Source organism: Lentzea aerocolonigenes (genome assembly GCF_000955955.1).
Taxonomy (GTDB): Bacteria; Actinomycetota; Actinomycetes; order Mycobacteriales; family Pseudonocardiaceae; genus Lentzea; species Lentzea aerocolonigenes_A.
This window is the reverse complement of sequence record NZ_JYJG01000055.1, coordinates 50,719-77,619: the sequence shown is the minus strand read 5'-3', so window position 1 is coordinate 77,619 and position 26,901 is coordinate 50,719. Positions and strand designations below refer to the sequence as shown.

Genomic DNA, 26,901 nt, shown 5'->3' with positions numbered 1-26,901 from the left:
TTTGATCAAACCTTGTCAATAGTCAGCAACTGCGGTGTCTCGGACAGGACAAGAGCCGCGGACAGGACAAGAGCCGCCGCGCCACGAGCACTCGCGCCGTCGCCGAGTGCGCTGGCCATGATCTGCAGGTCGCCGTGCAGATCGCTGACCGAGTTGCGCCGCAACGCCCGGCGGATCGGATCGAACAGCACCTCACCCGCGGCGGCCAGTTCTCCGCCCACCACAACGAGTTCCGGGTTCAACGCCATGACCGTCATCGCCAGTGTCCGGCCCACGGCTTCGCCCGCGTCCTCGACCGCGCGCACCGCACCGCGATCACCGGCCAGCAGCAACGACATCAGCTCTGCGTTCAGCACTTCCCGGCGCCAACTCCGGGACAGCAACCGGGAAATCGCCGTGGGACTCGCGATCGTCTCCAGACAGCCGCGGTTGCCGCACCGGCACACCTCGCCGTTCGGGTCGACCGAGACGTGCCCGAGCTCGCCGACCAGGCCGTCGTGCCCGAGCAGCATCCGCCCGTCGCACACCACCCCGGCGCCGATCCCGGCCGACAGTCGCAGGTAGACCACGTCGTCGCAGTGCCGCGCCACCCCGTATCGCCGCTCAGCCACCACACATGCGTTGGCATCGTTGACGACCAGCGTGCGCAAGCCGGTTCGCTCGGTCAGCATCGCGGCCGGCTTCGCGCCGACCCAGGACGGCATGATGCCCTCGGCGCGCAGCACGCCGGTGCGCCGGTCGACCGGGCACGCGATGCCCACACCCAGACCGAGCACGCGAGTGCGGTCGATCTCCTCTGAAGCGGCCTCGACCAGCTCAGCAGCTGCCGCAACGGTGTCGTCGGCCGAGCTGTCGACGTCCAGTTCGACGCTGTCGTCCCACACCGGTGTGCCGGTGAGGTCGCTGAGGATCAGCCGCGCGTGGTCGTGGCCGATGTCGAGCCCGAACGCGTACCCGGCTTCCGGGACCAGCGACACGACCAGCGGCGGGCGGCCGAGGCGGGACGACGCCGCGCTCTGCTCACGCACGACGCCCTCGCGAACCAGGTCGGCGACCAGCGAGCTGATCGTGGCCCGGGACAAGCCGGTGTGCCGCAACAGGTCGCCGCGGGAGACCTCGCCGACCTCGCACAACGCCTGCAGCACCCGCAGGCGGCCGAGGCGGCGCATGTTCGCTGGGGCATCGGACACCGGCCAACTCTAACAACGCGGTTCTTCCGACTTTGAGCGAAAGTTTGTACCGGAACTCATGCAATTTCTTGACTTGTGTCTGGATTCAGCGGAACGGTGAAGCTGCCGGTGTGCACCTTCGGTCCTGGCGGAGGTTCCTCATGTCCCGCAAGCATTCCGTTCGCATTTTCACGCTCGTCGCCGTCCTGATCGGCGCAACGGGCGTGGTGACGGTTCCAGCAGTGGCTCAGGCCGCGTCCCCGATCTACCGCGACACCCGCCACACCTTCGCCGAACGCGCGGCGGACCTGGTGTCGCGCATGACGTTGCCGGAGAAGGTGCGGCAGCTGCACACCAACAACGCCCCGGCCATCCCGCGGCTCGGCGTGCAGCAGTACACGTACTGGAGCGAGGGCCAGCACGGCCTCAACCGGCTCGGCGGCGACCCGCGCGGCGGTGGCCAGGGCTGGGTGGACAACGTGCACGCGACGAGCTTCCCGGTGAACTTCGCCGCCTCGATGTCGTGGGATCCCGGTCTGATCCACGCCGAGACGTCCGCGATCTCCGACGAGGCAAGAGGATTCCTCGACAAGTCGTTGTTCGGCAACGGGCAGAACAACATCGGCCCGGACATCAACGAGTACGGCGACCTGACCTACTGGGCGCCGACCGTGAACCTGGACCGCGATCCGCGCTGGGGCCGCACCGACGAGGGCTTCGGCGAGGACCCGCATCTGGTCACGCGGATGGCCGGCGCGTTCGTCAACGGCTATCAGGGCAACACGGTCGACGGCACACCGGCGACCCCGTACCTGAAGGTCGCCGCGACGCTGAAGCACTACGCGCTCAACAACGTCGAGGACGACCGGCTGTCCGGCAACTCGGCCGCGACCGAGGCCGACCTGCGGCAGTACTACCTCAAGCAGTTCCAGGGGATCATCGAGCGCGACCACGCCGGCGGGCTCATGACCTCGTACAACTCGATCAACGGCACGCCCGGCGCGGTGCACGGCTACCTGGTGAACCAGCTGGCGCAGCGCACCTACGGGTTCAGCGGCTACTCGGTGTCCGACTGCGACGCGATCGCCACGGTGTGGCAGCCACCGCCGACCGGGCACCTCTGGGCGGCGCCGGGCTGGCGTTCGTCGATCGAGGGCGCCCAGGTCGTGTGGACGAACATCGCTGATGGCCGCAAGATCCCGGCCGCCGCGGGAGCGCTGGCTTTCGGGCTGCGGGCTGGAACTCAGCTGAACTGCGAGGGAGCGAACGCGACGCTGACCAACGTCCAGGCGGCCATCGACGCGGGCATTCTGTCCGAGGGTGTGCTCGACGCGTCGCTGGTGCGGGTGTTCACGATGCGCATGGCGACCGGTGAGTTCGACCCGGCGGACCAGGTCTCGTACACCAAGATCACCAAATCGGTGATCGAGAGCCCTGCCCACCAGGCGCTCGCCACGAAGGTCGCCGACAACTCGCTGGTGCTGCTGAAGAACCAGAACGTGCTGCCAGCGGACCCGGCCCGCACGTCGAAGGTCGTCGTGCTCGGCAACCTCGCGAACAAGGTCACGTTGGGCGGCTACAGCGGCCAGCCGACCCACACGGTCAACGCCGTGCAGGGCATCCAGGGGGCGCTGCCGAACGCGTCGGTCGTGTTCGACGCGGCCGGAACCTCCACCACGGCAACGGGTCCGGCGGTGCTGAGCGACGCGACCAAGAACGCGGTCCGGGCCGCTGACCTGGTGGTGATCTTCGCCGGTACCGACATGGACACGGCTCGTGAGGGCAAGGACCGGCCGGACATCGGCATGCCAGGCAACTACAACTCGCTGATCGACCAGGTCAGCGCGCTGGGCAACCCGCGGACCGTGCTCGCGGTGCAGGCCATGGGACCGGTCACGTTCGACCAGTCCAAGGTCCCGGCGATCCTGTTCAGCGGGTACAACGGCCAGAGCCAGGGCACCTCGCTCGCCAACGTGCTGTTCGGCAAGCAGAATCCCGACGGGCACCTCAGCTTCACCTGGTACCGCGACGACTCGCAGCTCCCGCCGATGCGGAACTACCGGCTCAACGCGGCCGGGACGGGTGGGCTCGGCCGCACCTACCAGTACTTCACCGGCACACCGGCGTTCCCGTTCGGCTACGGCCAGAGCTACAGCACGTACAGGTTCGCCAACGTGGTCGCGGACCGCACTTCTGCGACACCCGCGGACACCGTCAACGTCAGCCTGGACGTCACGAACACCGGTCAGCGTGCTGGAACCGCGGTTGCCCAGCTCTACGTGGCCGCACCTGGTGCCGGCACGGGCGATGTGCCGCTGCAGGAACTCGCCGGGTTCCAGAAGACCCGGTTGCTCGACCCCGGCCAGACGCAACGGGTCACGATCCCGGTGAAGATCCGCGACCTCGCGTTGTGGGACACGGCTAACAAGCGCGAGGCGGTGCCGGTGGGCACCTACCAGTTCCGCGTCGGCACGGACGCGGCGGCGATCGTGGCGCGCAAGGACGTGCGAGTGAGCGGTGCACTGGTACCGCGCGTGAAGCACGTGACCGTCCAGCCCGAGAACGTGGTGTACCGGCCTGGTCAGACGTTCGACCTGAAGGGCAGGAACCGCTGGCTGGCCACGGACACCAACGTCACCGCGGACCGTGTGCTCGAAGCGGTCAACGACGACCAGACCTTTGTGGACATCAGCCGCGCGCAGGTCAGTTACAAGAGCAGCGACCCCGGCGTGGCCTCTGTCGACGCGAACGGCGTGGTGCGGGCGATCAAGGACGGCGCCGCGACCATCACCGCGACCGTGAACGGTGTCTCCGGCTCGGCACCGATCCTGGTGACCGGCACGCTGACCAGCACCGTGCCGTCGATCTTGGCCGCGGGCACGTCCGGCACCACCAGTGCCACATTCACCAACGGCGGCACGGAGGACGTGCGCGGCCTGGCTCTGACGATCACCACGCCTTCCGGTTGGACCGCCACGCCGGCGACGCCGACCACGTTCGACCGGGTGGCGCCCGGTTCGTCGGTGACGGCGAGGTGGACGCTCTCCGGATCGTCGAACCCCGGCAGCTACTCGATCGGCTTCGGAGCTTCCTCCAGCCTGGGCGCGTTCAGCTCGGACGGCACGGTCAAGGTCCCGTACGGCTCGGTCGCCGCGGCGTACGACAACACCGGCATCAGCAACGACAACCAGCCGGTCAGCGGCGCTTTCGACGGCAGCGGCCTGAACTACTCGGCGCAGGCACTGGCCGCCGCGGGTCTCGGCACAGGACCGGTGAACATCGGCGGCATCCCGTTCACCTGGCCGCAGCCGAACGTCGCGAACAACGTGGTCGCGGGCGGTCAGGTGCTTCCGGTCAGCGGTTCGGGCCGGTTGCTGGGCTTCCTCGGGTCGAACGCGTTCGGCAGCACCTCGGCCCCCGGCACCATCGTCTACACCGATGGCAGCACGCAGGGCTACGCGTTGTCGTTCGCGGACTGGTGGTCGAGCAGCGCCCTGCCCGGCACGTCGATCGCCGCCGCGAGCCAGTACCTCAACGTCGGCCCGAACAGCACCCGGCAGGACCAGCGCGTCCACGTCTACCTGGCGTGGGCGCCGCTCGACCCGGCCAAGACGGTGAAGTACGTGATCCTGCCGGACGTCGCGCCGAGCCAGGTGCCGAACAACCCGGCGATGCACGTGTTCGCCGTCGGCATCGGGCAGTCGGCCGACGCGATCGCCGGGACCGAGCTCGGCAACCCCGACACCCCGCGCGGCGCTTGGGTGCGGGACGGCGACGACGGCCGCACCACACCGGTGACCGCCGGCGGCCGGACCGCCCGCACCACAACGGGTTCCGCGTCTCCGTTCATGTACTTCGACATCGACGACAGCGTTGTCCCCGGAGGCCGCTACCAGGCCACGGCGCACGTCGACTACTTCGACCGCGGCACCGGCAGCTGGAACATCCAGTACGACTCGTTCGGCGACGTGGGCAACAACGCCTACCGCGACTCGGTGTTCGTGCGGAACATGGGCACCGAGACGTGGCAGACGGCGGTGATCCCGTTGCCGGAGGCCGCTTTCACCAGTCGTCAGAACAACCACGCCGATCTCAGGTTGCAGATCGGCACCGGCGGCCAGGCGATCGGGCGTGTCCGGTTCGTGGTGTCCGGGGACAACGTCGTGCCGATTCATCTCATGTGAACAGCTTGAGCCCGGACAGCTGGCCGGCCGGCCAGCCGGTGTTGCTCGTGAACGCGAGTCTGACGTAACGGACTTCGCTGCCGGGCAACTGAAGCGTCACCGCGTTGCCGGTCGCCGGGTCGAACTCGTACCCGGCGGCCGGTTTCAGCACGCTGAACGACTGGCCGTCGGAGCTGCTTTCCACGGCGATGACCTGGGTGCGGCGGCCCCAGGCCGGGTCGGGCGGGAGCGTCAGCACCGCCCGCCCCGGCGCCGCCGGGGTGCCGAGATCGACCTGAACCCATTGCGGGAACGCGTTGTTGGCGCTCTCCCAGTACGAGCGCGGGTCGTTGTCGACGACATGGCCGCTGCCGTAGTGCTGGGTCTGCGAGCTCTGCTGGGTGGGCTTGCCCGCGGCCAGGTCGACGTCCGGCGCGGGTGGTCCGCCGAGCACCGGTTGCGTAGGACGGGCCGGCGTCAAAGGGATCTGGCCCTTGAGCATGCGGCCGCCGTCGTTGGTCAGCCTGAGGTAGTAGTCGGCTGAGCAACGCGTGCCGTCCTCGTCCAGCGCCAGGTAACCGGAACCTGCGGGCACGTCGGCCTGGGTCTCGGCGGTCTTGCAGATCTGGTTGCCCTCGTTGAACTCGTCGAACATCGAGATGTAGATGCCCTGCACGCCGAGGCGGACCATGTTGTAGAACTGCCGCCACATGAAGTCGCCGTGCAGCCGCTGCCGTTGCGCGACGTCGCCGGGCAGGACGCACGGCTGGTAGTCGATCTCGAGGCGGTTGCACTCGTCCTGGTCGGGGCCGTTGATGTTGGTGTGGAAGTGGTCGGACTCGGCGATGTTGTTGACCCGGCCGACCATCCACGGCGAGATCATGTCGAACGAGCGGTAGACGCTCGCGAACCCCTTCCGGGAGTCCTCGCCTTCGAGCCGCCAGTGCGTCGGCACGCCGCCCATCACGTAACAACCCCGGGCCTTGAACCAGTTGATGACGTCCTGGCACGGCTCCGGGCCCCACGGCTTGTTGGCCTCGTTGAAACCGAAGCCCCAGATGCCGACGACGGGTTTGCCGTTCTGGCGGGCATAGGCGGGGGAGTTCACGTACGAGGACATCTTGTTCTGCCAGTCGGCTTTGATCTCCGGCTGCATGTTCAGCCAGTCCGTGACGTCGTACATGAGGTAGAACTTCCGCCCGGTCGCCTCCGCGGCGGACCTGACGTGCGCGGTGACGGCGTCGCGGATCGGGCCTTCGCCGCCGGTCGGGTTGAAGCGTTGCAGGGCGGCGGTGTCGCAGCCGTTGTCGCGCATCCAGGCGAAGTGGACGTCGACGGTCTGCCTGTCGTAGCTGGAGAACAGGGTGGCCGGGCGGCCGTCGTTCAGGTTGGCGAACGCGGTCTGGTAGGTGCGGGCGTACTCGCGCACGTCCGGCCACACCCGTACCGAGCTGGTCGGGGGAGCGGGCGGCTGGCTCCAGTTGTTGTTCCAGTGCCACCAGCCGTCGATGGGGGAGCTGTCACCGCGGCAGGCGAACCAGCCCTGGTAACCGACGGTGATCTTGCCGACCACGTCGCCGGGCGGGCTTGCGGGCAGGAACTTGAAGGCAGGGGCTGCCAGTGCGGTGCTGAGGAGTGTTCGTCGGGACAGGGACATCGCGAACTCCTTTGTCGGCGATCCGACTCCAGAGTGCAAGAAGTGAGCAGAATCATGCAAGATGTAGACGAACCGGTATCTCGCGCATCTGGCTGCCACCGCGGCAGCGGGCCTTGCCGGACGAGTACGAACTGCGGGACGGCCGGATCTACCGGTTCCTGACCTTGGGTTTGACCCGCTGACCAGTGGTTTGTTCACACCCCGCAGGGGTATTCGTGGGCCATGGACCGCGACGTCATCATCGGCTTCGACCTCGACTTCGACGACTCCGCGGCGAGCCGGGTCCGCCGCTACGTCCGCCAGGTGGTCACGGGACTCGGACTGCGCGGCGACAGCTCGTTCGTGGAGACCGAACCGCGCGCCGGGGCGTACGTGGCGCTGGACGGACGGCTGCCCGACTTCCCCGACCACGACGTGGCGCTGGTGTGGCACGAGGCGACCGGGTGGGCGGCCGCGGTGGAGGACCGCATCGGCGACCTCGTCGAGATCGCGCGGATGGGCGGTGATCCGCAGCCGGCTCCCGCCGCGGTGGTGCGGTGGGTGCGTGGCCTGTTCCACGGCGAGCAGGTGGGTGACCGTTCGAACCGCGACTTCACCGCGTTCGTGCCGGCGCCGCGCGAGAACGACTTCTCCTAGCCCGGGATTCGACGAACCTGCCGCGGTTGCGGCGAAATGGCCCCGTTTGCGGCGTGGTCCGCAGGGTAGCTCGTAGACCAGGACACGACTACGAGCTGAGGAGTCAGCCGTGACCGAGAATCAGATGGGCGGAATGCGCACGACGGCCCAGGACGAGGGCGTCGAGGTCGTACAACACGCCAGGGAAGCAGCCGGGCAGGTGGGCGACACCGTCGCCGACCAGGCCGGGTACGTGACGCGGGAAGCCGCGGACCAGGCCCGCAACGTCGTACGGGACGTGCGGGAACGCGTTGCGGCAGAAGCGGAAGATCAGGCCGTGCGGGTGTCGAAGCAGCTCGGCCGCCTTGCCGACGAACTGGGTGAGATGGCCGGGACCGCGCCGTCGAGCTCGATGTCGGCGGGAGCGATCCGCAGCGTTGCCGACACGAGCAGGCAGGCCGCCAGGTTCCTCGACGAACGCGGTGCGCAGGGCCTGCTCGACTCGGCTCGCGACTACGCGCGGCGCAAGCCGGGCACGTTCCTGCTGGGTGCCGCTGTGGCCGGGTTCCTGGTCGGCCGCGTCGCGAAGAGCGCGACCGGCGGCGGCAGCCAGGGCCAGAGGAACCAGGGCCAGAGGCAGCAGGGTGGAGTTGTGCCGGTGGCGTCCGAACGTGCCGACGTGGCACCGGATTACGACATGCCGGCGCAGCAGGTTCAGCCACCGACACCGGCGTACGGCGCGCCACTGACGCCGAGTGCGTCGCCCGGCGTGCCCGCGGCGGGGGTGCCGCATGTCGAGCCCTGAGGTGCCACCGTCGCGAATGGACACTTCCGGCGAGTCGCTGGGAGATCTCGTCAGCGAGCTGACCGGTGACCTCTCGAAGCTGATGCGGCAGGAACTGGAGCTCGCCAAGGCGGAGATCCGGCAGGAGGCCGTCAAGGCGGGCAAGGCGACGGGCATGCTCGCCGCAGCCGGGTTCGCCGGCTACCTGACCACCGTGCTGCTCAGCCTCGCGCTGGTGTTCGCGCTCGGCGCGGTCATGCCGCTGGGCTGGGCCGCGTTGATCGTCGCTGCCCTGTGGGGCATCGCGGGCGCCGTCCTCTACACCTCGGGACGCGCGCGGCTGCGCACCGTCAACCCGACACCCGAACGCACCGTCGAAACCTTGAAGGAGGACGCGGAATGGGCGAAACACCCGACCAGATAAGGCGCGACATCGAAGTGACCCGCGCCGAGCTGCGAGCCGACGCCAACCGGCTGGTCGACCACACGAGCCCCCGCGCCATCGCCCAGCGGCGCGTGCGCGGCGTGCGACGGGGCTTGACCACCATGAAGGAGCGAGTGATGGGCACTGCGACGCAGGCCGCCTCGACCGTGCGGGAACAGGGCCACGACACCGGGAACGCCGTCGCCGAACGGGCTGAGCACGCCGTGCAGGCGGTGCAGGAGGCGCCGCAACGGGTCGCCCGGCAGACGCAGGGCAGCCCTCTCGCGGCCGGTCTGATCGCGTTCGGCAGCGGTCTGCTGCTGGCAGCCGTGCTGCCTCGCACCGATGCCGAACAGCTGGCCGTGCAGCAGCTCTCGGACAGTTTCAGCGACGTCGTGGAACCTGCCAGGGAAGCGATGGCCGAGTCGGCGCAGCACATCAAGGACGACGTGAAGTCCTCGGTGAGCGACGCCGCGGGGGAGGTGAAGCAGGTGGCCGCGGACGCCGCGCAGACCACGGCCGAGCACGCGAAGGCAGCGGCGCAGGACGTGGGCGGGCACGCCCAGGAGTCCGGTCAGAGGGTCTCGGGTGAGGCGCGCGGAACGGTGTGACATCACCGGAGCAGGGTCGCCGTTTCGGCGACGGCCGCTCGTTTGTTTGAGGCTGACCGCAGACGGGTAGCCGGGACCGGCGTCAAGCAGTCGGCGCTCGTCCTCCCCGACTGTCCCAAGGCGGCGATCATCGTGCGGCACAGCACACTCGACCAGGCAATCTGCGACGCTCTCGTCCTCATCCGCGTCACCTCCGGAGGCGATCTCGCCGTGCAGGCCGAGCAGGCGCGCAAGTGCCTGACCAAGGCGATGACGAACGCGCCGGAGGCTCCGCAGCAGGCGTTGGCCCACATCGCGGCAGCCGACGAGCACCTCGAGTACGGGGAGCTGATGGAAGCGCGCACACTGCTCACCGCGGCGCGCGGTTTCCTGCCCGGCCGCCGGGCCGCGGTCGCCGCGCGCGCGTGACTCACATACCGCCCTCGTCCTGAGGCTCGGACTCGTCAGGTCCGCGGTGCGGGCCGCCGGGGTTCTCGTCCGCGAAGGTCGGGCGCGTGTGCTCCGAGCCGAAGTCGGCGTCCTCCAGTTCGCTCTCGGCCGTCACGCGGTCGGGTTCTGGCGTGGTCATCACCACTCCTCGTGTGTGCTCAGTCCGGCGGTTCGCTCGGCTCCTCGTCGGTTTCCTCTTGCGGCACCTGAGGTTCCTCGGTGTCGAGATCGTCCAGGCTGGGCGTGCCGGGGGAGTGCGGCGCCTCGGGATTGACGGGATCAGTCATACCGTCCGGTTACCCGAGCCCGGTGACCTCAAGCAGAGCCGGTGTCCGCCGTCTTCGGACACCGGCCTGCCGTCCACTACGCGGGCACGGTCCACCGCTGGTTGGCCCCACCCGTGCAGGACCAGATCTGCAGTTGTGCGCCGTTGGCCGTGTTGTTGCCGGTCACGTCCAGGCACTTGTTGCTGCCGACGTTCACCAACGTGCCGTTCGCGGCCGTCCACCGCTGGTTGCCGCCGCCGAAGCAGTCCCAGAGCTGGACCGCTGTGCCGTCGGCCGTTCCGTTGCCGGTGACGTCGAGGCACTTGCCGAGCCCGCGCACCGTGCCGTCCGCGGCCAGGGTCCACTGCTGGTTCGGGCCGGGGCCGCAGGTCCACATCTGCGGCCGGTTGCCGTTCGCGGCCGAGCCGTTGGTGACGTCGAGGCACTTGCCGCCCAGGCCGGTGATCTGCCCGGTGCGGCCGGGCTGACCGGGATCGAGCGTGCCGGGCCAGGTGAACGTGGCCATGGCGCCCGCCGGGAGGTTGTAGCCGAAGGTCTGGCCGCCGTAGGAGACGCGGAAGTTCTGCGCGCCACCGGAGTTCAGCGCGACGAGCACGATCCGGCCGTCCGGGTTGCGGAAGGCCACGTTCTGGATTCCACCCTCGCCGTAGCCGGTCGAGTCGATGCGGACCGCGCCTGGCTGCACGAACTTCGAGAGGTGGCCCAGCACGTAGTACTCGGCGTTGTAGGTGACGTCGTTGCCGTTGGTGCGGACGACGCCCGTGCAGTTCGTGCAGCTGCCGATGACCGGGCCGTTGTTGTTGTCCAGCGCCATGTTCCAGATCGCGACGCTGCGGGCGTGGTTGCGGGTGGCGCCGATCGCGAGGTTGATGCCCTGCCAGCGCAACGTGTCGCGGAACGTCGACGCGTCGTCTGCCGACCTCGTGCCGGAGCACTCGGTGAAGAAGATGTCCTTGCCCGGCTGGTTGTTCTTCACGACGGACTGTCCGCTCGGGTTGCCGCCGTAGCAGTGCCACGCCGAGCCGATCACGTTGTTGCCCGCGCCGTTGTTCACGGTCTGCGGGTAGTTCGTGTCGTCCCAGTTGTGGTCGTAGCCGAGGATGCGGGCCTGCTGGCCGGCCGCGCGGAGTTTCGGCGCGAGGTTGTTGATGACGTTGACCTGTTGCTGCGCGGACATCCGCATGCCGGGGTAGCCGGGTGGTTCGAAGTTCGGCTCGTTCTGCACGCTCAGGTAGTCGATCGGCGCACCCGCCGCCTGGTAGGCCTCGGTGAACTTGACCAGGTAGTCCGCGTAGACGCCGATGCTGCTGTCGTTGAGCGAACCGCGGATGAGGTTGTTGTTGTTCTTCATCCACGCCGGGGCGCTCCACGGTGTGGCCATGATGGACAGCTGTGGGTTGAGCTGCTTCGCCTGGCGGATCAGCGGCAGGATGTAGGCGTTGTCGTGCGCGGTGGAGAACCGGGAGAGCGTCGGATCCGCCGCGCCGTCGTCGTAGGTGTAGAAGCTGCGGGAGAAGTCGGTCGAACCGATGGGCTGGCGGATGAAGCTCATGCCGATGCCGCTGGTCCCGTTGAACAGCTGGTTCATGATCTCGTCACGGCGGGGTGAGTTGAAGATGTTCCAGGCTGCCGCGTCGGTGAACGACGCGCCGAAGCCGACCATGGACTGGTAGGTGGAGTTCGGGTTGACCGTGATCGTCGGGCCGGTGCCGCCGGAGCCGAACGTCACGTCTCCCTGTTGCCGCAACAGGTTCGAACGGTCGGCTGTGGTCAGCCAGACACTGGCGTTGGTGGCGGCCGTGGCGGACGGGGTGGCTAGCCCCGCCATCACGACGGCTGCGACTATCGCCGTGCCACGCAGGCGTTTTGTCGTCTTTGACATAGCGCTCCTTGCAGGGTTCGGGCGCCCGTTTCTTATTTGTAGAGACGAAAATCTGCGATGCTCCACCAGTTGTTCGCGGTGCCGGTGGAGGTGATGCGGAGGTAGCGCGCGCCGGTCCTCCGCACGTCGATGGTGGTGAGCTGGCCAGTGCTCGAGCCGGTGGTGAGCGTGCGCCACCTCGTGCCGTCGTCGCTCGCGGACAGCTCCCAGTCGCGCACGTAGTCACCGAGGTTGCCGCCGCTGTCGATCGCGACTCGGCGGAACTCCTTGCGGCCCCCGAGATCCACCTGCACGAACTGGCCGGGAGCCTGGGCCGCGCCGCTCGACCAGGAGGTGGAGGCGTCGTCGTCGATGAGCGCGGGGTCCGTGGCGCCGGTCAGGGGGATCGCGCGGAACTTGCTGCGCAGGCCGGCGGTCCAGGTGAACGTGGCGAGGGCACCGCCGGGCAGGGTGTACTCGAAGGTGCGGTCGCCGGCGTTCACCGCGAACGTGCGCGGCTCGTCGTTCTCGTTGTGCACCACCAGGGCCGTGGAGCCGTCCGGGTTGCGGAACGCGGCGTCCATGATCTGGCCGTTCCACCCGGTGGTGCCGAACGACGTGCTGGCGATGCGGCGGGCGCCCGGCCGCACGAACTTCGACAGGTGGCCGATCGTGTAGTACTCGGCGTCGGTGGTCACCTCACCGTTCGGCTGCACGGTGACGAGGCCCGTGCAGGTGCCGCAGCCGCCGTTGTGCGGGCCGCCGCTGCCGTCCAGGGCGATGTTCCAGTTCACCGCGCTGCGGGCCCAGTTGCGGGTGGTGCCGAGGACGACGTTGCGGGCGTGCCACCGCAGCGTGTCGCTGAAGACCTTGGCGGGCGGGTCGGCCGCACCCTTCGAGCCGGAGCACTCGGTGAACCAGATTCCCTTGTCCGGGAAGGCGTTGTGCAGCGCGGTCTGGGCTGCCGGGTTGCCGTAGTAGCAGTGGTAGGCGGTGCCGGCGAGCCACTTCGCGGCTGGGGAGCGCAGGACCTGGTACGGGTAGTCGGCTTCCGCGGTGCCGTCGTTGGGATGGGTGGCCCAGTTGTGGTCGTAGCCCAGGATCTTGGTCCTGTGCAGCTTCGGGCCCAGTGCCTCGATGACCTTGATCTGTGCCGCCACGGGCATGTCCGTGCCGGGGTAGGCGTCGGGCTTGCGGTTCTGCGGCTCGTTCTGCACGGAGATGAAGTCGATCGGCACACCTGCTGCTGTGTAGGCATTGACGAACTTCACGAGGTAGCGCGCGTACGCGTCGTAGATCTTCGGGTCGTCCTTGAGCTGACCGCCGACGAGCGAGTCGTTGGTCTTCATCCACGCGGGCGGGCTCCACGGCGTGGCCATGACCTTGAGCTTCGGGTTGAGCCGTTTCGCCTCGCGCAGCAACGGAAGGATCTTCTGCTCGTCGTGCTCGACGCTGAAGTGCTGGAGCGCGAAGTCGGTCTGCCCGGCGGGGACGTCGTCGTAGGTGTAGTGGTCCGCGGCTGCCGTGAAGTCGGACGAACCGACCGGCTGGCGCAGGAAGCTGACGCCGATGCCCTGCTTCGGGTCGAACAGCTTGTGCATGGTGTCCGCGCGGACGGCAGGGCTCAGGTTCGTCAGGACTTCGGCCGACGAGTCCGTGATGGAGGCGCCGAAGCCGTCCATCGTCTGGTAGCTGCGGCCGGGGTCGACCACGATCGTCGGATGCGTCGAGGCCGCGGTGCCGAACGTGACGCGCGGACGTTCGTGCATCAGTTCCGCCCGGTCCGGCGTGGTCACCCAGACACGGGCTTCCGGTGCGCTGGAAGCCTCGGCGGCCGGCGCGGTCAGTCCGAGCACCAGAGCCACGATCGCGGTCAGTCTCATGTAACACCCGTTCATCACTGTGAAACATCGGCTTCCAGGATGAAACACCCGGTCGGGGCGACGGTCAATGGATTGGGCGAGTTCCGGTACATTGACCTGGTGGAACGTCAGATCGAGAACGTGAAACAGCGCGCGAGTCTCCGTGACATCGCCGCGGAGACCGGCGTCTCGGTCGCGACCGTCTCCCGCGTGCTCAACGACCACGTGAACGTGGCTCCGCGAACCCGTGACCTGGTGCTTCAGGCTCTTGAGCGGCGTAGGACGCCCGTGCGGGTGAGGACCGTCTACGTGCGCTGCCCGTACGTGCTCACCGACTACTTCGGCCTGATCGTCTCCTCGATCGCCGAGACGCTGAAGCTGCACGGCCTGCGCCTGCTGCTGGACGCGGGGGAGTCAGGCCAGCACACCGACGCGTTGCGCGGTCTGCCCGGTTCGGACGCCGACGCCGCGATCCTGATCCTGCCGCCGGAGGAGGGCTCCGAGCTGGTCGCGTTGTCCCAGGCCGGTTTCCCGTTCGTGGTCGTGGATCCGCGCACGCCACCGCCACCGGACATCGCCGCCGTGTCGGCCGCGCACTCGTCAGGGGCGCGGGCTGTGGCCGATCACCTGATCAGCCTCGGGCACCGCGACATCGGGGTGATCGCGGGGCCGGAGGAGTGGCTGGCGGGCGACGCGCGCCTGGCCGGACACCGCGCGGCTCTTGCCCAGGCCGGCGTGTTGCTGACTTCTGATCGCTTGCGGTACGTCGAACCCACGACCGCGCAGGGAAAGCAGGCCGCCTCGGAACTGCTGGACCTCTCGCCGCGCCCCACCGCGATCGTGTGCTTCAACGACAAGGTGGCGGTGGGCACGCTGCAGGCCGCGCGGGAACGCGGGCTGCGGGTGCCGGCGGACCTGTCGGTGACGGGGTTCGACGACATCGATCTCGCCGAGGCGACCGATCCGCGGCTGACGACCGTGCGGCAACCGTTGCAGGAGATGGGCAGGATCGCCGTCACGCAGCTGATGCGCGTGCTCGACGGTCATCAGCCCGAGGCGTTGCACATCGAGCTGGCCACGACGCTGGTCGTCCGGGACTCGACCGCCGCGCTCTAGTGGAGAGCGCCCCAGGTGCGGGTGGCCGGGTCGACGAGGACTCTCACCTGCTGCTCACCGCTGTAGTGGTGGCACCGGTGGCGCACCTCGAACCCGTCGCCCGGCACCGGAACCCACAGCTTCAGCACGTGTGAGCAGGAGTCGCCGTCGTCCTCACGGGTGCTCTCGAGGACCTCGGCGAACGCAACGGTTCCGGTGGCGCGCAACGCGACGGTGTCCTTCGCTTCGCTGCCCGCCGCGGACCAGATCGCCACGCAGATGAGCGCGCTCACCAGCAGGCCCAGCTCCCCCAGCACGACTGCCCACCACGGCTCGTCGGCGAAGGCGAGCACGACCATGCCCACGAGCGCCCCGGCGAGCGAGACCCCGGAGATGATGCGTTGAACCAAAGCGGAGGCCCGGCTCGTCAGGACGACTTCGGTCGTGGTCACCGGCCGATCTTAGGACGCGGTGACCACGACCTGGCCGGATTACGGCCGCAACGTGACCGACTGGCCCTTCCGCAGGCTGATCCGCTTCTTCCAGCGCCCGAACCGCACCTCGGTGTCGGTCCCGCCGACGCTGTGCACTACGGCGGTCACCACCTTGCCGTCCTTCCACGTCAGGTCGACGGTGAAGCCGCCTCGGGCACCGATTCCCGTGACAGAGCCGGTCTTCCAGGCCGACGGCAGTGCCGGCAGCAGCTCGATCACGCCGGGCCGCGCGTACAGCAGCATCTCCAGCATCGCCGCCGGAGCACCGAGGTTCGCGTCGATCTGGAAGATGGACCTGTCGCCGAAGCTGTACATGTCGAAGAAGTTCGCCGCCGAGCCGTTGGCGAAGTTCAGCGACGGGCGCAGCACGTTCTGGATCAGCTGGTAGGCGCGGTCCGCGTCCTTCAGCCGCGCCCAGCACGCCGCCCGCCACGCGAGACCCCAGCCGAAGCTCTCCATACCGCGCGTGGTCAGGAGTTTCCGGACGCCCTCGACCAGGGCGGCGGGGGAGTCGTCGTGGTTGATGCGGTCGCCGGGGAAGAAGCCGACCAGCGGCGAGAGGTGCCGGTGCGTGGTCTCACCGAGGCCGTCCGGCGACATCCACTCCTGCAACTCACCGGTCTTCGGGCTGACCTCCGGCAGGTAGAGCCTGTCCCGCAACGCCGACATCTTGCGGCCGTAGGACTGGTCGCGCCGCAGCACGTCGGTCGCGATCCGGTACTTGCCGAACAGGTTGTGCACCAGTTCCTGCGCGTACGTGAGACCGCGTGCGTCCTGCGGGCCGTGCTCCGGCGACCAGTCGTAGTCGTCGACCAGGCCCTTCGGCGTCTCGACCAGGCGTGCTTCCCAGAACTCGCAGGCACCCTTCAGCAACGGGTAGATCTTGGCCAGGTAGCCGCGGTCGAGCGTGTACTCGTAGTGCTCGAACAGCGACATGCACAGCCACGCGTTGCCGCCGGGGTGCCACCACCAGCCGCTGCCGCCGTAGATGTTGGTGGAGAAGGCGATCGCCCAACCGGCCACGCGGTTGTTGGTGTTGCGGAACCGGTTGCGCGAGTCCTGGAACAACGCCTGCGTCGAGTTCGTCCACGCCGGTAGCTGGGCGACGCAGTAGTCCGCGAGCGCGTCGAAGCTGTCCGACAGCGACGCCCGATCCGCCAGCCAGTAGTTCATCTGGATGTTGATGTCGGTGTGGTAGTCGCTGTACCAGTCCGGGTTGTTGTTCGACAGCCACAGACCCTGCAGGTTGATCGGCAGGTTGTCGCGCGATCCCGTGATCGTGAGGTAGCGGCCGAACTGCAGGTAGCTCGCCTCCAGTTCCGGGTCCGGCGTGCCGCTCGACGCCCTGGTCCTGAGCCGGGTCCACGTGTCGAGTGCGCGCTGGGAGTCGGAAGACCTGCCGAGGTCGACCTTCTGCCGGTCGTAGCGCTTGCGGTAGTCGGCGACGTGGGTGCGCAGCAGAGCGTCGCCCTTCGCCCGTACTGCTGCCTTTTGGAGCGCGATCTGCGCCGGTTCCACGGTCGGGTCGAGGAATCCGGCCGACGCGTCCGGGACGTAGTTCGTGCCGCCGGAGAACACGATCACCAGGTCCGAGCAGCCGGTGAACGACAGCTTGGCGCCGTCCACCGTGACCGTCCCATCAGGACTGTAGGCCGTGACGACACCGCTGTACGCCAACCGGTTCGCGAACGAGCCGGTGAACAGCGCGGCGGTGTGCGGTGCGTCGCCGACGGACGGTTCGCCGTGCGCACCCGTCAGCGAAACAGTGCCGGTCTGGTTCGGGCCGACGAGCCGGACGACCACCACGTCGTCCGGGTGGCTCGCGTAGATCTCCCGGCGGTACTGCTTGCCACCGAAGGTGTACGAGGTGGTGACGATGCCGTTGCTCAGGTCGAGCGCGCGACGGTAGCCGGTCGCTGTGTGGCCCGGCATCTCGACGTAGAGCTTGGCCAGCAACGAGAACGTGCCGAAGTGCGTCGGGTCGTACGGGAACTGCCCGTCGCCCTCCAGCGCGTCGTTGAGCTCGCCGGTCCACATCGTGACGTCGGTCAGGTACAGGAAGTCCTTCTCGACGCCGCCGCCGACGAGCGCGCCGAGGCGCCCGTTGCCGATCGGCAGACCCTGCTCGATGATCTTCGCCTCGTCGGCGGGAGCGGGGTACCAGAGCGTGGTCGGCGAGGTGTTGAGCGGGTTGCCGGTGGGGCGGTAGGGCTCGGCGTGGGCGGCGAACGTGGGCAGGACGAGTGCGCCCAGGCCCAGAGCGCCGGAAGCCTTCAGGAAAGCTCGGCGGGTGGTCATCGGCGGGCTCCTGTCGGGCCGGTTGCGGTGGGGAAGGCGCGATGGGTCGTCATCGTGGTGCTCCTGGGCCGAAGTCAGTTCGCGGGCAGGTTCGCGAGGTGGACCGCGTTGTCCGGACCGCGCACAGCGACCCAGGACGAGCCTTGAGCTCCAGCCGCCGCACCCACCGCGCCGGTGAGGGCGTTGCTGACGTACTGGTCGCGCTTGAACCACCACGTGCCCGCGCCGTCGACGAGATCCTGCTGCCACAGCGTGTAGTCGCTACCGCGGACGAACACGTTGACCCGGTCGCCGTTGGCCACCGCCGTCGGGCTGCCGCTGATCACGCCGCCGAGCGAGGTCCACGCGGACCAGCCGTTCGCGGTGCGCCTGCGGTACCAGGCGGAGTCGTCCTGCAGCCGGACCGTGACGAACGTGCCCGCCGAAACCGTTGCGGCGGAAGGCCTGCCGTAGATCTGCTGGTTGCCGGGCGAGCCGACCGAGGTCCAGGACGAGTTCTTGTCGCGCGTCCACACGCGACCGTCGGAGCCGCGGCCGAACAGGCTCCAGCTGTCCGGCCCGGTGAACGCCACCGACACCGAGTCGGTCAGCGTGCCGCCGAGCGAGGTCCAGGCGCCCCAGCGGCCACCGGTGTAAGTCCGTTGGTACGCGACGTTGTCGGTGCCGCGGACGAAGAGGTCGATCCGGCCGTCCGGGCTCGCGAACGCGGACGGCTGGCCGAGGATCTGGCCGTTGCGCGGGCCGCCCAACGTCACCCAGCCACGCCATTCGCCGGCGACCATCGACCGCTGCTGCAGACGTCCTGCCTTGTCCCGCGCGAACACCGCGAGGTTCTGGTCGTCCCAGCGGACCAGCGCCGGGCTCGCGGACGTGTCGCCGCCGAGATCCGTGCCGGGAACCGCGGTCTCGCCGCGCAGCTTCAGGAACGCGGTGCCGTGCGCGGGAACCGTGACGGTGTACGAGCCATCAGCCGTGCCACGGTCAGCGCGCGCACGGAGATCGCGAACGGCTACAGCACCCTTGAGACCTGCGTCGGCGAAGTTGACCGTGTACGTGGCGGGCTGGTCGTTGCGGTTCAGCACCGCGACGGCACGCTCACCCTTGCCGGACAACACCTTGCTGTACACGTCGACGTTGTCCGAACCCGCGACCCGCACGCCCTGGATCGCCAGCGGGTCCTGGTCGACCGCGATGATCTCCGGGTTCTTCAGCGCGATGATCTCGGGTTCTTCAGCGTCTCGATCATCGACGGCGGCAGCGTGCGCGGGTCCGACCCGATGATCAGCGGCGAGGCCATCACCGACCACATGACGAGCTGCGAGGTCGACTCCTCCTCGTTCAGCTCGTACGTGCCTTGCCCGGTCCTGCGCATCGGGATGAGGTAGTCGGGGTCGTTGTAGTGGCCTGGCCCCTGCGCGCCGGGCCGGTACAGGTTCCGATCCATGTTCCGCAGCACGTCACGCCAGATGCCCTCGTACGGCGTGCCGAACGCGACATCGGTCGAAGTGCGCCACGAGTCGCCGACGCGCGGTCCGTACGTGTACGCGACATACGCCGTCTGCTCCCACCGGTGCGGCACACCCCACTCGTCCGTGACGGGGTTGCACAGGTTGAGGATCATCTTGCGCCCGGCCTTCTGGACGGCGGCGGAGAACTGCGTGAAAGCGACCGCCGGGTCCATGTTCTGCGCGATCCCGCACAGGAAGTCGATCTTGATGGCGTCGAACTTCCAACCGGCGAACTGCTTCGCGTCCGCCTCGTAGTACCCGCCGCCGCTGCCGGCGGCGCAGTTCTTGCCGTCCGACGCACCGGCGTCGGTGTAGATACCGGCCCGGAGTCCCTTGCCGTGCAACGTGTCCACCAGCTTGGTGAACCCGGACGGGAACCGCGCCGGGTCGGGCAGCAGCGCGCCCTTGCCGTCCCGCGGCGGGCTCGCGTTCCAGCCGCCGTCGATCCACACGATGTCGTAACCGGCCTTCGCGAGCCCGCTGCTCACCAGGTGATCAGCGACGCCGAGCACCTTCTCCTCCGACGCCGCACCCACGGCGAAGTAGGAGTTCCACCCCATGTACGGAGTGCGCGCGATGCCGGAGTCGTAGTAGGTGGGCGCGCCCTGGTCGGCGCCCGCGTGCTCTACAGGTGGCGTGGGCGCGGCGGCGGCAGTGGGTGCAAGCAGCGTTAACGCGATGGTGGCCACGGTCAGCAGGGTTCTCGGCATACCCGTACCTCTCGTCGTCGAGGGCCACAGCATGCGTGGGCCTTCAACGGCAGTCAAGAATAAATACTAAATTAAGTTTAGTAATCCCTGCGCCCGCGCATACCGTAGCAGCGCTCCGACCTATAACAGCGCTACGCGGCTTGTTCCGGTACAACTTGCCGAGAAGGGGCTCAGGTCATCCGAGGTGTGACGGCAGCGTGGCGAGGAGTTTGCCCATTCGTTCAGCGTCGAGTGGATGTTCGGCCGCCCGCGACGACAGCTCCGCCGCCAGCTGGGCGCCCTCGCCCGCCCGCAGCCGGGTGTCCACGAGGTCGTGCAGCAACGACAGCCGTTCCAGCGTCAGCCGTCCGCGTTCGTCCTCGGCCCACTCGCCGGGCAACCCGGTCAACGGCTCGCCGCGCCACAGCTCCAGTGCCTCGTGGAACCGGCCTCGAGCGCGCAGCTCCCGGGACAGGTGGAGGTCGACCGGCCCGGCCAGGACGTACCCGGCCGGGCGGCGTTCGATCACGAGGCCGGGCCCGCCCACGGCCTGCCGCAGCCGGGAGATGTAACTGTGGACGGTGTCCCTGCGCGGCGCGGCGTCACCCCAGATCCGGTCGATCAGCCTGTCCACGGGCACGACCCGGCCGGCGTCCACGGCGAGCGCGGCCAGCAGGCACCGCTGCTTCGGCGACCCCAGATCGGCCTCTCCCGCCGACACCTCTCCCAGCAGACGCAACACGTCAGGAGCGTATTGCCTCGACGGTCAGGGGACGACGAGCACCGGCCAGTGTCCCGACCTGATCAGCTTGGTGGCGACCGAGCCCGCGATCCGGTGTCCCGCCTGTTGCGACGCACCGACCACCACCATGTCCGCCTGGCAGCGGTCGGCGGCGTCCCGCAGTGTCGTGAACGGATCGCCGAACGTCTTCAGGAACGTCACCGGCACGTCGAGTTCCTCGGCCGCGTCCTGGATCTGCTTGCGCAGCTCCGCGTACAGCTTCGCCGTCGCCTCGTGCTCGAACACCGACGCCACGGCCGGGGTGAGCGCCGCCAGTGAGGAGTGGCTCGCCACGAACGTGACGACCAGCCGTGCTCCCTGGCGGCGCGCCGAGCCGAACGCGAAGGCCGCGGCGCGCATCGCCGTGTCGGAGCCGTCGACGCCCACGAGGATGGTGCGGGCGGACGGTTCGGGGTGAGGGCCGAACGAGTCCATTGTGGATTCGAACGCGGTGACGCCGGTGTCCATGGTTCCCCCTCCTGATCAGCGCACGGCCGCTGATTCCTTCTTCTCCAGGTCGATCGTGGTGCGCAGGGTGATCGGCTTGAGCAGCAGCGCGGCGATCACGCCGATCACGCCGACGGCCGCGGAGATCAGGAAGATGTGCGCGGTCGCGTCGCCGTAGACGGTGTGCACGATGGTCTGCACCTGTGGCGGCAGCGCCTTGAGGTTCAACGCGCTGGTGTCGCCGGTCGACTGGCCCGCCGGGACGTGCAGCGCGGTGGACAGGTCGGCGGTGACGCGGTTGGCCAGCACGGCGCCGAGGACGGACACGCCGATCGTGCCGCCCAAAGACCTGAAGAACGTCACGGACGCGCTGGCGGCGCCGAGTTCGCTCAGGGGCACGCTGTTCTGGACGGCCAGCACCAGGTTCTGCATCGTCATGCCGACGCCGATGCCCACGACGGCCATCGCGATGCCGACGATCCACAACGCCGTGGCGTGGTCGACGAAACCGAGGCCGAGGAAGCCGAGCACGAGGGTGATCGTGCCGGCCACGATGTACGGCTTGACCTTTCCGGAGCGGCTGATCATGCGACCGGAGACGGTGGACGACACCAGCACGCCGGCCATCAGCGGGATGGTCAGCAGGCCCGCCTCGGTCGGGGTGTAGCCGCGGCCGATCTGGAAGTACTGGCCGAGGAACACCGCGCCGCCGAACATGGCCATGCCGACGGCGAGTGACGCGATGATCGCCAGCGCGGGGGTGCGCTGGACGACGATGTGCAGTGGCACAACGGGTTCGTCGACCTTCAGCTCCACCGCGATCGCCGCGCCGAGCAGCACGAGCCCGGCCGCGACCATGGCCCCGGTCTGCCACGACAGCCAGTCGAACGAGTTGCCGACGAACGAGACCCAGATCAGCAGTGTGCTCACACCGGCGGCGATCAGGGCCGCGCCGAGGTAGTCGATGCGGACGTTCTCGCGTCGAACCGTTTCGAGCTTGAGGGTGGCCTGCAGGACGACGAACGCGATCGCGGCGATCGGCACGGCGACCCAGAAGCACCAGCGCCAGCCGAGCCACGACACGTCGACGATCAGGCCGCCGAGCAGCGGGCCGCCGACTGTCGCGACGGCCATGACCGCGCCGAGGTAACCGTTGTACCGGCCGCGTTCGCGGGGCGGGATGATCGCGGCGATCACGACCTGCACGAGTGCCTGCAGGCCGCCGACGCCGAGGCCCTGGAACGCGCGGGCGGCGATCAGCTGGCCGGTGTCCTGGGCGAAACCGCTGAGCAGCGAGCCGATCACGAAGATCACGATCGCGGCCTGGACCAGCGTCTTCTTGTTGAACAGGTCAGCGAGCCTGCCCCAGATCGGCGTGGTCGCGGTCGCCGTGAGCAGGGTCGCCGTGACCACCCACGTGTACTGCGTCTGCGTGCCGTTCAGCGAGCCGATGATGCGGGGCAGCGCGGTGGACACCACCGTCGAGCTGACCATCGCCACGAACAACGCGAGCAGCAACCCCGACAGCGACTCGAGCACCTGCCGGTGGCCCATCGCCTGGGTCTGGTTCTTCACATCCGCCACCCTCTAATTCTTGCACGACGTGCAAATTTGCTCAATGAGCAACGTACACCGTCTACGCTGGGGCGCATGGAGACCCTCACCACGCTCCGCGCGCACAAGAAGGCGGTGACCAGGCGGTCGCTGGCAGGGGCGGCGTTGCGGCTGGCGATGGAGCACGGCCTGGACGGGGTGACGGTCGAGGACATCGCGGACGAGGCAGGGGTGTCCCGCCGCACGTTCTCCAACTACTTCGCGGGCAAGGAGGACGCGGTTCTCGACGCTGATCGCTCGCGCATCCAGGAGTTGGTCGCGCTGGTCTCGACACGGCCCGCTGGTGAGGAGGCGTGGACGGCTCTGCGCGCGGCGACGGCGGAGCTGTACCGCACCTGGCCCGTCCCGGACGTCGAGTGGATGGCCCAGCTGCGGCTGCTGCGCCGGCATCCGTCACTGCTCGCACGCCAAGCAGGCGACCAGGTCGCGCTTGAACGTGACCTGACCGCCGTGCTCGTGGTGCGTGAACCGGACGAGGAAGTGGCCCGGTTGATGGCTGCGACGTTCCTCGCGACTGTGCGCACCGGGATCGCGTTGTGGCTCGAAGGTGCGGGGGAGCAGCAGTTGCCCGTGCTGGTCGATCGGCTGCTGGGCCGGGTTCGGGTTCAGGGCACGTAGATCTGGCCGGTCTGGCGTCCCTCGATCGATCGGACGTACGCCTGGACGACGTCGGCGAGCGGGACCGGCTTCATGCCGGGGAAGAAGTCGCCGTAGACGTCGAGCGACTCGGTGAACACCGTTGGGCTGATGGCGTTGATCCGCTGCGGGGCGATCTCGATGGCGGCGGCTTTGACGAAGGCTTCCACTGCGCCGTTGGCCAGTGAGGCAGCAGCACCGGTGACGATGGGTTCGCGTGCGAGTACGCCCGTGATGAGCGTGAAGGACCCGGTCACGTGGGTGAGGCCTTCCTTCACGAGCATGACCTGTGACAGCACCTTGCCGGTGAACGCGGCCTGGTAGTCGTCCGCGGTCAGCTCTGCGACCGGCTTGTAGGGGACGTGGCCGGCAGCGCTCGCGACCGCGTCTACCTGGCCGACGGTCTGGAACATCTCGGCTACTTGGGCCGGGTCGGTGATGTCGTACTGCAGGTCGCCGCCGGTGCGGGAGACGGTGACGACGTCGTGCTTGCGTGCGGCGAGCTCCTGGTGCACCGCGGTGCACCGCGGTGCCCAGCGTGCCGGTGGCTCCTACGAGCAGAATCCTCATGGCTTTGACGCTAGGCCCGCTTGTGCGGTGTGTGAAATGCCGTTCGTGCAGCACTTATGATCCGTGGTTATGAATGTCGAGCTACGGCATCTGCGTGCGTTGGCCGCGATCGGCGACCACCGATCGATCACCGCGGCCGCGCAGTCGTTGCACGTCACGCAGCCAGCTCTCTCGCGCACTTTGGAGCAGTTGGAACGGCGTCTGGGCGTGCGGCTCGTCGACCGCACGACCCGGCACGTGGCGTTGACCGACACGGGCCAGCGGCTGTGGGAGCACAGCCACCGGATCTTGGCATCGCTCGACACCGCGCTGGCCGAGGCGGTGCAGCCACAGCCGCTGCGGTTGACCTTCGCGTGGGCGGCTTTGGGTCGTTTCACCATTCCGTTCCTGCGGGAGTGGCGGGCTGCGCATCCCGATGTGCTCGTGCGCATCCGTCGGTCGGACGACCCCGAGGCGGCGTTGCGGCGGGGCGAGGCCGATGTCGCGGTGCTGCGCACTCAGCCGTCGCAGCCCGGCGTCGACCACGTGGCGTTGATCGAGGAACCACGTCTCGCGGCGGTCGCGGTGGATCACCCATTGGCTTCGCGAGATGCTTTGACGCTGGGTGATCTGGCGTCGGAGGTCGTGTCCGTGTGTGAGACGGCAGGCACGACCACCGCTGATCTCTGGCCGGTCGGCGCTCGGCCGCGGACGCTGGACGTGCCCGGCGTGGTCGAGTGGCTGACGTCGATCGCGACCGGAGCGACCGTCGGGGTCACGGCCGCCGGGACCGGTCACCACAACCCGCATCCCGAGGTCGTCTACCTGCCGCTGACCGACGCCGAGCCGATCACCGTGCACCTGGCGTGGCCCTCGGCGCCGGCGCATCCGTCGACGGCGGCGTTCGTGGCGCTGGCTCAGCGGCACCTGGCCGCCACAGCCGCAGTTGCAGCATCGCCGCGAACCGTGCGTTCGGATCGCTGAGGTCGATCTCGCCGACCTCGGACAGTCTTCTGAGGCGGTACCGGAACGTGTTGGGGTGCACGAAAACCGCGGCCGATGCAGCAGCCACGTCGCCGAACGCGTCCAACCAGGCTGCCAGCGTCTCGACCAGGTTGCTGCTGTGCGTGCGGTCGTAGCCGATCAGCCGTGCGACCGGCCCGGTCAGCGTGTCGCCGCGTTCGGCGATGAGGTCGGACAGTTCCAGCAGCAGTCCTTCACCGTGCACATCGGACACTCGTGCGATCGGGAAGGACGCCCTCCCTGCGCGCAGCACGCGCAGGACGAGGTCGGCTCCGGCGCGGGAACGGGACAGCTCCAGGCCATCCGCGACCTGGCCGACGCCCACGAGCACGTGGTTGCCGATGCGGTTGTGGAAGTCCGTGGCGATCCGCAGCGCGCGATCTTCCGACTCCGCGGGGAGAATCGCGTAGGCCACGTCACCGATCAACGCCGCCGCGGCGCGTGGATGCACTGCGGTCAGGTGCATCGCTAGCGCGTCGGCGATCTGCTGCCGTTCGGCCAGCAGCCGGGCGTGGCTCGCGGGGTCGTCACCGTGCGAGTGGGCCAAGGCCAGGGCGAGCACCACGCAGGACTGGTCCGAGAGCCCGAGCCGTCTCACCGCTTCCGCCGCGCCCGCCCCGCCTTCCACGGCGGTGCTGACCAGATCCGCGCGCAACCGGCGTTCGACATCGGCGCCCGCTCGTTGGCGCATCATGTGCAACGCCACCAGCTTGGCCGCGTCGCAGAATGCCTGCGACCGGTCAGCGGGCAACGGCTCGCGCACCGCGGCCCAGATCGAGCCGAGGAACTCGTCACCCGCCCGCACCGCCACCGCGACCCGCGGCAGGCACACCGAGCCGTCGTGCGCAGGCAGGCCCTCGATGTAGACGGGCTGGTCGCTGCGGTAGAGCTGCTGGAACACGCCGCGCGACTCCAGCAGCTGCGAGTAGTGCGCGGGCACCTGCCGCCCGAGGATCGTCTCCACCCGCGACGAGTCGGCCTCGTCCTGGCGCCCCGAGAACGCGAGCACGCGCGAGCTCCGGTCCTCGATCGTCACCGGCGCACCGATCAACGACGCGACGGCGTTGGCCAGCGCGAACAGGTCCCCGGCCGGCACACCGCCGAGCGTCTCGGACGGGTCCACCTCACCCTCGGCCAGCAGCGAGCGGAGCATGGCGGCGAGCTGGGTCCACGACGCGCCCGGTGCCAGCCCGAGCAACGCCACGCCCGATCTGTCGACGGCTTCGGCGACCTGCTCGGTCACGTCGACGGGGCCGCGGACGACGAGTGCGGCCGCGCCGAGTTTGCCCAGGAGGTCGAGGATTTCTGATGGGTCTTGCACGCCGACGCCCAGCACGAGGGCTGATTGCGGCAGCACCTGGTCGTCGTGCGGATCGTGGATGACCACGCCGCCGATGTCGACGGCGCGGGCCGGGTCGCCGCGGACCAGGTCGATCAGGGTGGTGCCGAGATCGTCGAGGACGCGGGCGAGGCCTGTTCTAGGACTCATGTGGACACCATGCCAACCGTCTACAGAGGAATCCAGTGGCCGGAGCCGGGGCTGTGGCCGCGGGGGTATGGGCCGGATTGGGGTCACGGGGCTGTGGCGGGTGTGGGCCGGGGCTGGAGCTGTGGCCCTGGGGTCTGGGCCGGATGGGGTCACGGGGCTGTGGCGGGTGTGGGGCCGGGCTGGTTGTCGTCGGGTGGCTGCGGAGCGGGGCGGGCGTTGAAGGCGCGTGGGCTGGATTCTCGTCACCGGGATGTGGCGGGTGTGGGCCGGGGCTGTGGCGGCGGGGGTTGAGGGTGTGGGCCGGGGCGGCGTTGCGGCGGGTGTGGGCTGGTGCCGACGTCGCTGCGTTCCTGGGGAGGTGGGCCGGGGCCGTTGTCGGCGGTTGAGCAGACGCGGGCCGAGGCTGTCGAAGGTGG

Annotated in this window: 23 protein-coding genes and 1 pseudogene; 9 read left to right on the top strand and 15 right to left on the bottom strand. The window is 68.9% G+C overall.

Annotated elements, in window-relative coordinates:
- Positions 1-5: 5 nt before the first annotated feature.
- Entirely contained in the window at positions 6-1,190 is a 1,185-nt protein-coding gene (locus UK23_RS10195) for an ROK family transcriptional regulator (protein WP_156212999.1), read from the bottom strand.
- A 140-nt stretch (positions 1,191-1,330) separates the two neighbouring features.
- Between UK23_RS10195 and UK23_RS10190 the strand changes: the two genes are divergently transcribed.
- Positions 1,331-5,353: a glycoside hydrolase family 3 C-terminal domain-containing protein gene (locus tag UK23_RS10190; RefSeq protein WP_063778055.1), complete on the top strand. Its 4,023-nt coding sequence runs from the start codon at positions 1,331-1,333 to the stop codon at positions 5,351-5,353.
- Here UK23_RS10190 and UK23_RS10185 read toward each other — a convergent pair.
- A complete protein-coding gene (locus tag UK23_RS10185; RefSeq protein WP_045311161.1) occupies positions 5,346-6,989 on the bottom strand; it encodes a discoidin domain-containing protein in 1,644 nt (547 codons plus the stop codon). The genes UK23_RS10190 and UK23_RS10185 overlap by 8 nt on opposite strands.
- Before the next feature lie 222 nt (positions 6,990-7,211).
- On the opposite strand from UK23_RS10185, the gene UK23_RS10180 reads away from it, so the two are divergent.
- The 5 genes from UK23_RS10180 to UK23_RS10160 all read left to right on the top strand — a co-directional run bounded on the left by UK23_RS10180 (position 7,212) and on the right by UK23_RS10160 (position 9,831).
- A complete protein-coding gene (locus UK23_RS10180; protein WP_045311160.1) occupies positions 7,212-7,625 on the top strand; it encodes a DUF6292 family protein in 414 nt (137 codons plus the stop codon).
- A gap of 109 nt (positions 7,626-7,734) precedes the next feature.
- Complete coding sequence (locus tag UK23_RS10175) at positions 7,735-8,409, top strand: hypothetical protein (protein WP_052684529.1); 675 nt, start codon at positions 7,735-7,737, stop codon at positions 8,407-8,409.
- Between the two features lie 16 nt (positions 8,410-8,425).
- Complete coding sequence (locus tag UK23_RS10170) at positions 8,426-8,812, top strand: phage holin family protein (protein WP_231114447.1); 387 nt, start codon at positions 8,426-8,428, stop codon at positions 8,810-8,812.
- A complete protein-coding gene (locus tag UK23_RS10165; protein WP_045311158.1) occupies positions 8,788-9,423 on the top strand; it encodes a DUF3618 domain-containing protein in 636 nt (211 codons plus the stop codon). Before UK23_RS10170 ends, UK23_RS10165 begins: the two co-directional genes overlap by 25 nt.
- Before the next feature lie 42 nt (positions 9,424-9,465).
- Positions 9,466-9,831: a hypothetical protein gene (locus UK23_RS10160; protein ID WP_045311157.1), complete on the top strand. Its 366-nt coding sequence runs from the start codon at positions 9,466-9,468 to the stop codon at positions 9,829-9,831.
- 1 nt (position 9,832) lies between these two features.
- Here UK23_RS10160 and UK23_RS52595 read toward each other — a convergent pair whose 3' ends face one another.
- The 4 genes from UK23_RS52595 to UK23_RS10150 form a co-directional block, all read right to left on the bottom strand.
- A complete protein-coding gene (locus tag UK23_RS52595) occupies positions 9,833-9,991 on the bottom strand; it encodes a hypothetical protein (RefSeq protein WP_196777683.1) in 159 nt (52 codons plus the stop codon).
- A gap of 19 nt (positions 9,992-10,010) precedes the next feature.
- The gene (locus UK23_RS54545; RefSeq protein WP_269112258.1) at positions 10,011-10,139 is read right to left on the bottom strand and encodes a hypothetical protein; all 129 of its coding nucleotides are present in this window, start codon (positions 10,137-10,139) and stop codon (positions 10,011-10,013) included.
- Between the two features lie 76 nt (positions 10,140-10,215).
- Positions 10,216-12,021 carry a ricin-type beta-trefoil lectin domain protein gene (locus UK23_RS10155; protein WP_082114541.1) on the bottom strand — a complete coding sequence of 602 codons (1,806 nt, stop codon included), beginning with the start codon at positions 12,019-12,021 and terminating at the stop codon, positions 10,216-10,218.
- A gap of 32 nt (positions 12,022-12,053) precedes the next feature.
- Entirely contained in the window at positions 12,054-13,883 is a 1,830-nt protein-coding gene (locus tag UK23_RS10150; protein ID WP_045311155.1) for a discoidin domain-containing protein, read from the bottom strand.
- Positions 13,884-13,982: 99 nt separating this feature from the next.
- On the opposite strand from UK23_RS10150, the gene UK23_RS10145 reads away from it, so the two are divergent.
- On the top strand, positions 13,983-14,978 hold the full coding sequence (locus tag UK23_RS10145) for a LacI family DNA-binding transcriptional regulator (RefSeq protein WP_196777682.1): 996 nt from the start codon (positions 13,983-13,985) through the stop codon (positions 14,976-14,978).
- Here UK23_RS10145 and UK23_RS10140 read toward each other — a convergent pair.
- From UK23_RS10140 to UK23_RS10115, 7 genes are all read right to left on the bottom strand, one after another.
- On the bottom strand, positions 14,975-15,409 hold the full coding sequence (locus UK23_RS10140; RefSeq protein WP_045311154.1) for a hypothetical protein: 435 nt from the start codon (positions 15,407-15,409) through the stop codon (positions 14,975-14,977). The two genes, UK23_RS10145 and UK23_RS10140, sit on opposite strands and share 4 nt — an antisense overlap.
- 39 nt (positions 15,410-15,448) lie before the next feature.
- Positions 15,449-17,749, bottom strand: coding sequence for a glycosyl hydrolase family 95 catalytic domain-containing protein (locus tag UK23_RS10135; RefSeq protein ID WP_045311153.1), 2,301 nt, complete (start codon positions 17,747-17,749; stop codon positions 15,449-15,451).
- A gap of 74 nt (positions 17,750-17,823) precedes the next feature.
- On the bottom strand, positions 17,824-19,056 hold the full coding sequence (locus tag UK23_RS52590) for a hypothetical protein (RefSeq protein ID WP_196777681.1): 1,233 nt from the start codon (positions 19,054-19,056) through the stop codon (positions 17,824-17,826).
- The gene (locus UK23_RS52585) at positions 18,957-19,967 is read right to left on the bottom strand and encodes a glycoside hydrolase family 27 protein (RefSeq protein WP_196777680.1); all 1,011 of its coding nucleotides are present in this window, start codon (positions 19,965-19,967) and stop codon (positions 18,957-18,959) included. Before UK23_RS52585 ends, UK23_RS52590 begins: the two co-directional genes overlap by 100 nt.
- Before the next feature lie 175 nt (positions 19,968-20,142).
- Positions 20,143-20,688, bottom strand: a complete 546-nt coding sequence (locus tag UK23_RS10125; protein WP_045311152.1) for an AfsR/SARP family transcriptional regulator — start codon at positions 20,686-20,688, stop codon at positions 20,143-20,145.
- Between the two features lie 24 nt (positions 20,689-20,712).
- Entirely contained in the window at positions 20,713-21,195 is a 483-nt protein-coding gene (locus tag UK23_RS10120) for a universal stress protein (protein ID WP_052684527.1), read from the bottom strand.
- A gap of 15 nt (positions 21,196-21,210) precedes the next feature.
- A complete protein-coding gene (locus UK23_RS10115) occupies positions 21,211-22,728 on the bottom strand; it encodes an MDR family MFS transporter (protein ID WP_045311184.1) in 1,518 nt (505 codons plus the stop codon).
- Between the two features lie 96 nt (positions 22,729-22,824).
- Here UK23_RS10115 and UK23_RS10110 point away from each other — a divergent pair, with 96 nt between their 5' ends.
- Positions 22,825-23,406 carry a TetR/AcrR family transcriptional regulator gene (locus UK23_RS10110; protein WP_045311151.1) on the top strand — a complete coding sequence of 194 codons (582 nt, stop codon included), beginning with the start codon at positions 22,825-22,827 and terminating at the stop codon, positions 23,404-23,406.
- On the opposite strand, the gene UK23_RS10105 is transcribed toward UK23_RS10110, so the two are convergent.
- Complete coding sequence (locus tag UK23_RS10105) at positions 23,394-23,939, bottom strand: short chain dehydrogenase (RefSeq protein WP_045311150.1); 546 nt, start codon at positions 23,937-23,939, stop codon at positions 23,394-23,396. The genes UK23_RS10110 and UK23_RS10105 overlap by 13 nt on opposite strands.
- 124 nt (positions 23,940-24,063) lie before the next feature.
- On the opposite strand from UK23_RS10105, the pseudogene UK23_RS50090 reads away from it, so the two are divergent.
- Positions 24,064-24,843 (top strand): annotated as a pseudogene (locus UK23_RS50090) (LysR family transcriptional regulator); the annotation flags it as partial.
- Here the strand turns inward: UK23_RS50090 and UK23_RS10095 are convergent.
- Complete coding sequence (locus UK23_RS10095; protein ID WP_063778054.1) at positions 24,824-26,485, bottom strand: PucR family transcriptional regulator; 1,662 nt, start codon at positions 26,483-26,485, stop codon at positions 24,824-24,826. The pseudogene UK23_RS50090 and the gene UK23_RS10095 sit on opposite strands and share 20 nt — an antisense overlap.
- Positions 26,486-26,901: the final 416 nt, after the last annotated feature.